Source organism: Aurantiacibacter zhengii (assembly GCF_003584125.1).
GTDB lineage: Bacteria > Pseudomonadota > Alphaproteobacteria > Sphingomonadales > Sphingomonadaceae > Alteraurantiacibacter > Alteraurantiacibacter zhengii.
Window position 1 is genome coordinate 1 of record NZ_QXFL01000021.1, and the last position, 10,803, is coordinate 10,803.

Consider the following 10,803-nt stretch of genomic DNA (forward strand, 5'->3'; position numbering starts at 1 on the left):
CTGGGCACGCGCAGGCCAATGGTGCTGCCAGATGGTCCGAACCAGCGGTGGAGCCTCGACTTCGTATCCGACAGCCTGATCTGTGGTCGGCGCTTCCGCATCCTGTGCGTGGTCGATGACTACACGCGGGAGTGCCTGGCGCTGGTGGCCGATACGTCGCTCTCCGGTGCGCGGGTCGCCCGCGAGCTGAGCAGCCTGATCGGGCTGCGCGGCAAGCCGTACACAGTGGTCAGCGACAACGTCCTAGGTCGGGAAGCAGCTGTGGGACAAGGCCAGCAGGTCTCGTTGCGCCGATCATGACCGGCGCAAATGTCTTTTTGATCCAGATGGCTTCCATCGTCAAGGAATGCGCTCTCGGCCATAGCAAACACAGGATCCAGCGGCCGCATCGGTCGTGGTCCTAACCGTCCTTAAAATGAGATGCGGATGCCAGATGGAAGGCCCGAACATTATCTACAGGGTCGCAGTTGCGCCCTCACGGCACAGCAGAGAGGGGTCCTTCCATCTGGTGTCCGCCCGTTCGAGGAACGGGCGGTACTCGGTTCCCGTCTTGATGACGGCGTGCGCGACGCGCGCCATCTTGGCGGTGAGTGCAGTCATTGCCTTGCGGCGGCGATCAGGGTCGCTGGCGTGTCCTTCCATGTATCGACCCAGCTTATCGCGAAAGCTGTTGTCGCGTTGGCGAGCGGCGACTTGTGCGGCCATCCAGAAAGTGCGGCGCAACCGAGCATTACCATATTTGGAAAGCTTGGTCCGACCGCGGAATGTGCCGGACTGGCAGGTGGCCAGATCGAGTCCGCAGAACTTGAGGAACTGGCGATGGTGGGCAAACCGTCGAAGGTCCCCGGCCTCGGCAAGGATGGTCAGCGCGTTGATCGGGCCGATGCCAGGGATCATACGAAGCAGCTGGTAGTCACGGTTCTCGCTGAGCATGGCATGGGCGGTTCGCTCGATCTCGTCGCGTTGGCGGATCAGACTGCGCGCTTGCGCGATGACCATGCGAAACATGGCAATCGCCACAGAATCCTCATCGACCGGCAGTGCGACGGATGCGCAGGCGGTCTCGTAAATATCGTTGATTAATCGAGCCTTGGAGACCTTGCGACCGACCAGTGACCACGCCTCGCGCGTGAATGCTTCCTGGCCAAGCGCTGTCATGCTCCCGGGCGTCGGAAACCGCTCGAGCAAGGCAAGAAACCAATCAGACCTGCTGTTGCCGGCGAAGCGCTCGATCTCTGGGAAGTAGAGGGGCAGGTAATGGGTCAGGATCCGGTGCCAGGTCTGGGTCTTGGCTTTGGAGATGGCCTCGTGTGTCTTCGACATCTCCTGCAGATCGTTAATCCCGGCGGCAAGCGGATCGACGTAGCGCTGGGTGGCGCCAATCCGCAGCATATGCAAGATCACCTGCGCGTCCTTGGAGTCGTTCTTGTCCCAGCCATTATGTAGAGCCTCTCGGGTCCGGGCCAGGGCTACGGACGAGATCAGGCGCAGTTCGAAACCTGCTGTGAGCATGCGGTGCGCCAAGGTGCGGTGATAGTTACCGGTCGCCTCGAAGCCGACCACAATCGGTCTGCCAATATCAGCCAGATCGGACGCAAGGCGATCGTAATCGGTCTTCGTCGCCATCACTGTCATACGCCGTCGCCGCCCGCCCTCCGGGCGTTCGATGAGGACCTCCTGGCGGTGCTTGGACATATCGATGGCTACCAGCACGGCATCGGCGGGTGTAGAACTGAGCTTGGTCATGGTCGGTCTGTCTCCAAAGTGTTGAGTCGACAACTTCACTTTAGAGACCTGATGACCGGTCATGACCGCCTTGATGAAGCCTGCGGGCGCTACGCGCCCTTGTCTCCATCAAGGCGAGCGCTGCCTTCGAGAGGCAGCTTCCCAATGTGCTATGGCACCGAACTGACCTCGTCGGCCATCCTGCGCTGGTCACAGGAACGGCGGGTCGAGTGGCACTACATTGCGCCCGGCAAGCCGATGCAGAATGGCTTCGTGGAAAGCTTCAATGGCCGTCTGCGCGACGAATGCCTCAACGAGACGCTGTTCACCTCACTGGCTCATGCCCGGTTCGTGCTCGCTGCATGGCGGCACGATTACAACACGGTCAGGCCACACTCGAAACTGGGCGGGAAGACCCCCGCCGAGATCGCCGGCGAACGTGTCTGGGGGCATGCCCCCAGACACGTTGCCATCCCATCAAACATCAATCATGAAGGAGCGAGACTCTACCTCTGAATGGTAACAATCAGGGGAGCACGTCAAAAGGGACTTGATATTTTCGTTCGACTGCAAACAATATTCAAAAGAGTTCAAATTGAGCAATCCGAATTCATATCAAAGGCGAGTTGAGCAATGGCTCAGCAAGTGCTTCCCGCCGCACGTGACGCGTGATCGTTTGGAGCGTAACCACAGGTTTCTTGAGGAGGCTCTCGAGCTGGCACAAGCCAACGGTTGCACAAAACAAGACGCCCTCGAACTGGTCGAATACGTTTTCAATCGCCCGGTAGGAGAGCCGCGCCAAGAGGTTGGCGGCGTTATGGTTACCCTTGCAGGGCTCTGCAGTGCGATTGAAATCAATATGGATGAGGCTGGCGACCTCGAACTTCAAAGAAACTGGGATCGGATCCGCGAGATCCGAGAAAAGCAAAAAGGAAAGCCTCACGGCTCGCCCCTTCCTCAGTGAACGCGACGGGGGCGGGAGCTGCCTCTGTGACGTCTGACACACTCTCAATCGGTATCAGCCTTCCTTGCATTCAATCTCCTTTCATGACCAGGATTTGCATGACACCTGCGCCAATCTTGAGGCTGCGGAAGAGCACTACGGTATTCATGCGCAAGCCATTGTGACGTTCATTTCTGATGCACTTGCGTTTGAGAATGCAGAGGAGTTGTTCGCATTCTATGGCGATGGGGCAAAAATTGCTCCAGACGATTCACTTTCGATTGAGATTAGTTCAGGGTGTTCGGCAACGCTCGTACCGGTAGGAAAACGCTTTGCCCATGACTGCGACGAGCGGGTGATTTGGGCCACAGTGAAACGATTGAAAATTATGACAATTACGGGGCCAGAGTGACCGAAGAAACTGCCTTCGCTGCTGACTGGTTTTCTAAGCCAGGCGATACATTGCGCTCGCTCCTTATGCGCAAGAACAAGGACCCAAATGAGTTGGCAGCTAATCTCCCTAAGGGCAGGGAGACACTCCGAGGGCTCTTGGATGGTACCTATCGTATCGACAAGCAAACTGCCGGCCTCCTGGAAACCAACCTTGGGGGGACTGGGTCATTTTGGCTGAAACGCCAGAAGGACTTTGAAGATGCTTTGGAGCGCGCCCTAGATCGCGCCACAACTGTTGAAGGCGATGATTGGCTGTTACTGCCAGTCCCTGGCCCGCGCCCTCGGGGGCGTCTGACAGCCGACAAGCGCAGAGATGAGATAAAGCGGCGCCTGGTTTTCTATAACGTCGGAACGCTTGGGGCTTGGCAAGCGCGCTATGGCAAGGTGCAGTCGGATACACTGTTCCGGACCTCAGAAGCCTTCGCCTCCAGCGACATCGCCACGCTGATGTGGTTGCGCAGCGGTGAAATCGGAGCCGACCTAGTCCAAACTCGAGATTGGGAACCCGGCAATCTTGAGGACCGCATGGATGAGATCAAAAAACTATCAAAGGTGAGGGCGCCGGAGCGGTTCCTACCAAAGTTGAAGGCCCTTTTCGCCGAAGCTGGGGTCGCTTTGGTCGCAAAGCGAGCGCCCCAAGGGTGTCGTGCGTCAGGAGCCAGCCGCATGATCGCTCCTGGCAAAGCGATGGTATTGGTGAGTTTCCGAGGCCGCTCAGACGACAAGTTTTGGTTCACGGTATTTCACGAGGCAGCGCACCTATTGCTGCACGATGCGCAGACGTTCATCGATGCGGATCTAGGCGAACAAGAGGGTGAAGCTCGGAATGAAGCGGAGCGTGAGGCAAATGAGTTCGCCTCGGAGCGGATAGTACCACAAAATCGGCAGGAAGAGTTCTACCACCTTCAACCCGAAAAGGATGACGTGGTCCGCTTCGGAGTGTCGGTTGGGGTTGCGCCTGGCCTATCCGCCCCTTGCCTGATACAGACTGTTGCCAATCAACTATCCAGCAGCCGGTCTTCAAGAAAGGAGGCGCATCAATTTTTATGTGGAACCTAAGATACCTAACAGAAGCTCGAAGCGGAGCATGACCTCGAATTATCTGTTGTGATTGCTCCAGCGATTTCTTCCTGAGGAGAATGCCAAAATGTCGGCTTTCGGGTGCTCAGAGAGATGGCTCGAACATCCTATAATAGGGCGCTCTGCGGACCGGCAGCAACTGGGCCGGTAGGAGACTGTCGGTTTCAGGGGCGTCGGCCATTTAAAGCCGTCGTTCGTTGCTGACCGATCGGTGCCGTTCCGTCGCCGATTTCCACTGCTGAAAACCGGGCCGAGCACTTTGCGCCTTTAGATGGCGAAGGCGGGCAGGAAAGGGACGTCGACCCGAAGATTGGGCTTCGTTAGCGAATGGATTCTAGCGCCGAAGACCTGCCGCGCGTTCGCTGACTTGCCGGTTCGAATCCAGATAAAGTCGCTCTGCGTGTGCGGCGATCGCTTCGCGCGTGAGGTAGCAAGTGTCGAGGATGCTCATCGCGTTAAACCGCAGACTATCGGAAGGCGAGCGAAGAAACGCCTCTATCCGCTCGATCTGCTTGGGCGTCAGTTCCGATTCTTGCCGCAAGATCGCGGTCAAATCGTGCGGAGGCAACTTTGCGTTCTCGATGTCAGTTAGAAAGGCATCGACGGCCTCGGGTGTAGCCAAGACTAGTTCTCGGAACCGGGCTTTTGCAATATCCCGCACGTCGGAGCGACTATCGCCGCGCGCACGATCAATCACGTCGCTGTCTCCGCCAAGCGAAATCAGCGCGCGCGTTAATGCGGCCCGCGGACTGTTCGGGATCGGCCCCCCGGATTGCGGATAGGGTTCCTCATGTTCGAGCCAGTGCTGCCAGGCGCGGTCGACCAGCGCCGTCCCGCCCATTGCTGCGAAGGCTTCGGAGGATTGCTGGGCGAAATGCTCGGCGAGGTCCGCCGCGGCGCAGGCGATCTGGACTTCATCCGCTAATAGACCCGCCTCAAGCACGCCCATTAGCTCCGGTGTGAGCGGCGCGCTCCAGCCGGAGAGTTGCGCAAACATGTACTGCGAACCGCGGCGAAGCGGACACGCGAGCTGCGTCAAGGTCAGCGAAATGCCGGTCGCGGCCGGCAGTTCGCTCGCCATGCCCGCAGCGGCCCAGAGCGTCAGGCCTTGCCCATCGCGATACAAGCGCTCGACGCAGGCCTCAAGTTTGGGTCCGTCTAGGCCGTTCTCGAGCAGGTTCGCCGCGATCCAGACGACCCATTGAGACGGATGATAGGTGGCGGCTTCGATCATGGCAAAATCGGCATTGCGACCACGCGCCGATTTCCAGTCGGGCGCGGGCGGATCGACGGTTTCGAGCAGGTGCAGCAGCCGGTAGGGCCATCGCTCGTTCTCAGGCTTTTGCTCCGAGGCCTGGAGGATGAATTTCGCGCGGGCGGCCTCGTTGCGTAGGTCTGCCGGATCGATCCCACTGATGGCGGCAAAGATTTGGATCACGTGCGTCGCCGACGCGGGATCGAAAGTCCTCGTCCAAGACCAGACATCGGATGCGGGCACTTCCGACATCTTGCTCATCTGCACGAAGGCGCTGAGATTGAGGAGGCGCGTGAACTCGTTGAATTCTGCTTCTTCGATTTCATCTCCTGCCAGCGCGTTCAATATGAACCGGTCGCCACGTAGCTGGGCCTTGTCCCAGTCACCCCCCAGGTCAAAGCCTTTGAAGGTTCTGGGTTCGCGTTCGATAGTAACGTTCCAACCTTCCTGGTCGATGAGCGCTTGGGCGCGCCTGACGAAGTCAGAGTTGTGCCGCGTGAGCAGATTGAAGATCCGGCTGATCACGGTTTCGGCCACCGCCCGGTCGCAGCGGGCCGCGATGTCTAGGGCAGCGACGACCGCCAGTTCGGCCGACAGTGCGCCCGACTCTCCCCCGCGCAGCATCATGCCGCCACCTAGGCTGGGCTCCATGCCGATGGACCCGGCCGAGATCGCGGTTTCGATCGAGTTGACCAGATCGTCGATTTCATAGAACTGTGGCCCAGCAGCCGCGAGGCAGTTCCAGGCAACGAGCTTCGCCCAGACGTGCGGCGCATGACGAACGCTTGCCGCGAGGTGGGCGATATCATCCGGAAAGAGCTTGGCGATCGCGATGAGCGACATGCCAAGTCGCGCCGTCTTCGGTTCGCGGTTCTCTGCGACCAGTTCGAAGATTCGGGCCAAAAGGCTTCCGCGCGTGGTGGCCGTTATTCGTTCGGGCACTTCGGCAAGAAGGCGGGCACCGTAAGCGAGCTTGTCCGCAAGGTCCGGGCTTTGAGCGGGTAGGTCGGCGATCTGCGCTGCGACTTGGTCTGCGGGGCCCCGCAGGCCTGCAAAACGCAGCACCTCGTTCCAGGCGCTGTCGGCCATGCAATGCTGAAGCGCTTCGAGTTGCCTCGGCTCCGGCAACTCACAAAGGCGACGTGCCGCAGCGAACTCGCCGAGGCACTTGTGAATGAAGCCATAGACCTGGACCGTGCCGGAGCCGACGCGCTCGATGAGACCTGCGTCTTCCCAATAGGCCAATGTGGACTGCGCGAGGTCGGCCGCCTTCAGGACAGGATCGCCCGTCTCCGCCGCGAGATCGGCGGCACAGAGCCGTTCCATTTCCCGGCACGGCAGCAGGGGCTGCTCCGTCAGATGCCAGGCCAGGACATCGAGCATCCAATTGAGCACGGCATCGCCAGCCGGCTTGGAGAGCGAGCGGCGCGGGATATCGTCGACGAGCGCGAAGATCTGTTCGAACAGGGTCTCCCGCGTCGAACCAAGATCGCGGCCGCTCGCCAGGACTGCTGCCGCCATTCCGAGGAGGAGCGGTGTCCGCCCGATGATTTTGCGGATTTCCCGGTTCTTCAACTGATCGGTGGCGATCTTGCCGAATCCGCCCTGTTGATGTTCGTCGGACAGCGCCTCCCGCAATGCGGCGACGTGCGTGGCTGCATGAGAGGGGTCGAGCGGCGCTAGATCGTAATGGCGCCATTCGGCAAAATGCGCCGCGCGGTATCCGACCGGCCGCGTCGTCACGAGAATCCTGCTCGCCGGATAGCCCCGCGCGAACCGTTCGACGCCTTCGGCCACCTCGCGCTGCAAGTCGCCGCATTCGTCGAGGCCATCGCCCAAGAGCAGCCAGTTGGACCAGCCGACGCACTTTACTTCGTCGGCAGTCAGGCCGCTGCCGTCCAAGCCGTGCCGGAACACCGCATCTTCGAACGGGATACCCCCGCGCATGCTCGCCGCGACGCTGGCTAGGCGAACTCTGAGGACCGGGATCCCATCTTCGCTGTAGCGCCGCACAATCCGTTTCAGCAGCGTAGATTTGCCGAGGCCGGGGCCGGCCACGATAACGCCTCGCTTGACGAATCGACCGAGCGTTTCCGGATTGACCGACTGGCTGTCGCGATCCCGGGAAAGCCGCTCCCAGTCATGATAAGCCTTGAGTGCATCGGCGAGGTCGCCGCCATCTGTTTCCGGTTTGGCGGCGTCCCTGCGCACCAGAGCGGTGAGGGCAATCCAGTCGCGATCGATCTCGAGTAGCTTACGACTTCCGACGATCGAGAAGGTCGCCTGGGCCTCGAAATTCCAGTGGGTCAGGCGTTCGAGCAGCGCAGCCGGACCCGCGCCATGGTCGTTCGTGAGCGTGATCTGCCTGGCGCGGAGGCACTGCACGATGGCGGTGAGGTCGCGCCGCCCGCGACGCTCGATCAGGGCGTGGGCATCGACTTCAAGCGCCAGCCAAGCGTTATCGATCTGATCGCGGTGCGCGCAGAGATGGCCTAGCTCGGCCTTGGCCGCATCGATCGATCCCGAGTCGGCGCTCACCAGCGCCGAGATGGTAACCAAGCGAAGCCTATTGCAGACATTCCGAGGTTCAAGCCCCGCCGCTTCGAGCTTGGTTATGAGCTCGAGCCCGATGACGCTCATCCCATCGGTCAGGCCATCGCCGAGACGGCGTATATCGCGGGCGAGTTCGCGGCGCAGCGTTTGGCTGCTGCTGGGGCATACAGCCAGGACACCGAAATCGGTTTCGCCGTCGGTCAGGCCTTGCGCTAGGCTCGTGATGGCATCCCACAGGTCCTTGCCCTTCTTTAGGCCGCGCTTGACTTGGATTTCGATGATCTTGCCGCCCGCGAGATCCACGCGAATGTCGTCGCCGGGGCCACCGGTTTCCGCAGAGACAGCGACCGGAATAGCCTGCGTCAACCCGTCGAGCCAGCCGAGAGATGAGCCGCGGGCCATGCGAACGAAACAGATCGCCGTGACCGCCGCCTGAAAGTTCATGCCGCCGCCAGTCGCCGCGCCGCCGGCGACACGCTTGGTATTTTCCTGTCGTACCGAGCCGGCGGCTTGGACTTCCATATTTCTTCTACCTCCTCTGTTCGACTTCGGTCCGTTTCAGCTAGATCGATGACCGCAGATGCGGGTCCTGTACGAGGAATACGCCACGTTCGTCGGTGGAGCCTGTGTCAATCAAGATGCTTCTCCACCGCCTGCCTGATATGGGTGGCTTCGATCATGTTCACCCGGCCGCGCTTGTTCGCGTGAGAAATAATGCCCGCAAAGCCGAGCGCCGCATCCCCACGTGGTGGTCGGTGAATAAAGAATACGGGCGCGCCACTGATCCCGTCGGGATCGGATAGAACAGGATCGTCATCACAAGCGGGGACTAGCGGAACCAGCCCTTTTCGATCCCACTCGTTGGGTTCGGTACATTTAAGATAGAGCTTGTTCCAACGCGAAACGATATCCAGCCCGCTCAAATTGCCGTCAGCGTCCATCTTTGGGTCGTAGTCGGTATCACTAGTAGGATAGGCGATCGAGAAGATCGCCATAAACGTTTCGCTCGGAACGCTCCTAAGGTCACGTATAGCCATCAAATCAAGAGGCAGAAAGAAAGGGGCCAAGTCGCGACCCTGCGGGTTCGAAATGTATTCTGCGAGCATAATATCTGCGAGATGTTCGAACGACAGATCCATCGACGGATCCAAGACGACTTGGCTTACTTGGTTCGGATTGATGCCGACGCTGCCACCATCGATCTTCTCGACAATAATTACGACCTCATCTGGTCGCCGCTTCGCATTTACCAACTGGTGACGAGTGCAGAGCAGTAGATTATGACCGCGATGGCGCACCAGCAGGCAGGTTCCGGAAAAGGAAAGCTCGAAGGGGGATCCGACATTATAGAATGCGAGCGGCCGGCAGTAACGCTTCAGGCTCTCGGGCACCTCTGGCGGCGTGAGGTGCAGGTTATTCACTGCAACATAAAGCTTCAGCTTCGCGCGGGTAATAGGATCGAGCTCGGGCATCGCCGGAATATAGGCCGTGAAGCGAGCAAGCATAGCCAATGCTCGATTTATCGCGCTCATTGGAATGGCTTTCGCCTCGATGGACTATCCGGGGACCAGATAAGCAGACGGCAGCTTTCGGCATTGGCACATGATCAGCCGAGCCGCCGATACTGGGGCGCATTGCAGACTGGCCGCTTTTGTTGAAAGCGGCGAGACAGCTGGACACCCGCAATAACCTCTCGCTTTGACGGTCTGACTGTGATTCAGTTGGCGCATTGGAGGGAGAGTTTCGATGCAGCCACGCAGCCTGTTTTCGCTGGCGGAGCACCTGGACCGATTGAGCAAGGACGGCGATCCGCTCGAGGTTCTGGCGCAAACGGTGGAGTTCGAACGCTTCCGGCCGCTTTTGACCCGCGGGCTTGGCTACAGCGACGGAGCAAAGGGCGGACGGCCAGCCTTTGATCCGGTCGCGATGTTCAAGGTCCTGGTGGTCCAGGCGCAGCATAATCTGTCAGATGCGCGCATGGAGTTCATGATCCGTGACCGGCTATCGTGGATGCGCTTCTTCGGCTTTGATCTGGGCGGCTCGATGCCCGATGAGAACACCATCCGTCATTATCGCAATCGGCTCACCGAGAGCGGCGCGCTCGACGCGTTGATGCATGCATTCGAGCAGCAACTGCGCGAGGCCGGGTATCTGGCCATGGGTGGGCAGATCGTCGATGCAAGCCTGGTTCCTGCGCCCAAGCAGCGCAATACGCAGGAAGAAAAGGCCGCCATCAAAGCGGGTAAGTCGGCAAAGCAGATCTGGCGCGGCAAGCCGGGCAAGGCGCACCAGAAGGATGTCGATGCGCGCTGGACGATCAAGATCGGGGGCAAGATCCGCTATCGCCCTGATGGCACGCCGCTGCCGCAGATCGCGACCCCAGTGTTCGGCTACAAGTCGCATATCAGCATCGATCGGCGCTTTGGGTTCATCCGAAAGGCGGCGGTGACCTCGGCTGCAGACAGCGACGGGCGCCAGCTGCGCCGGGTGATCGACACAAGCAACACCGCTGGTGATGTCTGGGCCGATAGCGCCTACCGCAGTCAGAAGAACGAGGCCTGGCTGACGCGCAACATGCTCAAAAGCCGCATCCATCGCAGAAAGCCCAAGGGCAAGCCCATGCCCGAGCGCACGGCGCGCGCCAATGCTGCAAAGTCAGCCGTGCGGGCCAGGGTCGAGCATGTCTTTGCGCACCAGAAAAACCGCTACGGGCTCTTCATCCGCACGATCGGCCTCGCCAGGGCGCAAGCCAAACTGACGCTGGCCAACCTGGTCTACAACTTCGACCGCTTAA

The 10,803-nt window shown here is 59.9% G+C and carries 6 protein-coding genes and 3 pseudogenes; 5 read left to right on the forward strand and 4 right to left on the reverse strand.

Features of this window, described 5'->3' with window-relative positions; all coding sequences use genetic code 11:
* A pseudogene (locus D2V07_RS18160) lies at positions 1 to 240 on the forward strand (DDE-type integrase/transposase/recombinase); the annotation flags it as partial.
* Positions 241 to 449: 209 nt separating this feature from the next.
* On the opposite strand, the pseudogene D2V07_RS18165 reads toward D2V07_RS18160, so the two are convergent.
* Positions 450 to 1,746 (reverse strand): annotated as a pseudogene (locus D2V07_RS18165) (IS110 family RNA-guided transposase).
* Positions 1,747 to 1,899: 153 nt separating this feature from the next.
* On the opposite strand from D2V07_RS18165, the pseudogene D2V07_RS18170 reads away from it, so the two are divergent.
* A pseudogene (locus tag D2V07_RS18170) lies at positions 1,900 to 2,241 on the forward strand (integrase core domain-containing protein); the annotation flags it as partial.
* 94 nt (positions 2,242 to 2,335) lie between these two features.
* Here D2V07_RS18170 and D2V07_RS18645 read toward each other — a convergent pair.
* On the reverse strand, positions 2,336 to 2,668 hold the full coding sequence (locus D2V07_RS18645) for a hypothetical protein (protein WP_158586900.1): 333 nt from the start codon (positions 2,666 to 2,668) through the stop codon (positions 2,336 to 2,338).
* An 85-nt stretch (positions 2,669 to 2,753) separates the two neighbouring features.
* On the opposite strand from D2V07_RS18645, the gene D2V07_RS18480 reads away from it, so the two are divergent.
* Both D2V07_RS18480 and D2V07_RS18180 read left to right on the forward strand, forming a co-directional pair.
* The gene (locus tag D2V07_RS18480) at positions 2,754 to 3,080 is read left to right on the forward strand and encodes a hypothetical protein (protein ID WP_147367071.1); all 327 of its coding nucleotides are present in this window, start codon (positions 2,754 to 2,756) and stop codon (positions 3,078 to 3,080) included.
* Positions 3,077 to 4,180: an ImmA/IrrE family metallo-endopeptidase gene (locus D2V07_RS18180; RefSeq protein ID WP_199698843.1), complete on the forward strand. Its 1,104-nt coding sequence runs from the start codon at positions 3,077 to 3,079 to the stop codon at positions 4,178 to 4,180. Before D2V07_RS18480 ends, D2V07_RS18180 begins: the two co-directional genes overlap by 4 nt.
* A 355-nt stretch (positions 4,181 to 4,535) precedes the next feature.
* Here D2V07_RS18180 and D2V07_RS18185 read toward each other — a convergent pair whose 3' ends face one another.
* Entirely contained in the window at positions 4,536 to 8,531 is a 3,996-nt protein-coding gene (locus D2V07_RS18185) for an NACHT domain-containing protein (protein ID WP_119588310.1), read from the reverse strand.
* Between the two features lie 107 nt (positions 8,532 to 8,638).
* Positions 8,639 to 9,541 (reverse strand): hypothetical protein, encoded by a 903-nt coding sequence (locus D2V07_RS18190; protein WP_147367072.1) that lies wholly within the window; start codon positions 9,539 to 9,541, stop codon positions 8,639 to 8,641.
* Between the two features lie 214 nt (positions 9,542 to 9,755).
* On the opposite strand from D2V07_RS18190, the gene D2V07_RS18195 reads away from it, so the two are divergent.
* The coding region (locus tag D2V07_RS18195) for a transposase (RefSeq protein ID WP_147366993.1) at positions 9,756 to 10,803 on the forward strand (1,048 nt) is incomplete at its 3' end.

What these genes read in the sequence shown, in the direction of transcription:
- D2V07_RS18185 (WP_119588310.1), bottom strand. Translation starts at nt 8,531, where the DNA reads ATGGAAGTCCAAGCCGCCGGCTCGGTACGACAGGAAAATACCAAGCGT.
- D2V07_RS18190 (WP_147367072.1), bottom strand. Translation starts at nt 9,541, where the DNA reads ATGAGCGCGATAAATCGAGCATTGGCTATGCTTGCTCGCTTCACGGCC.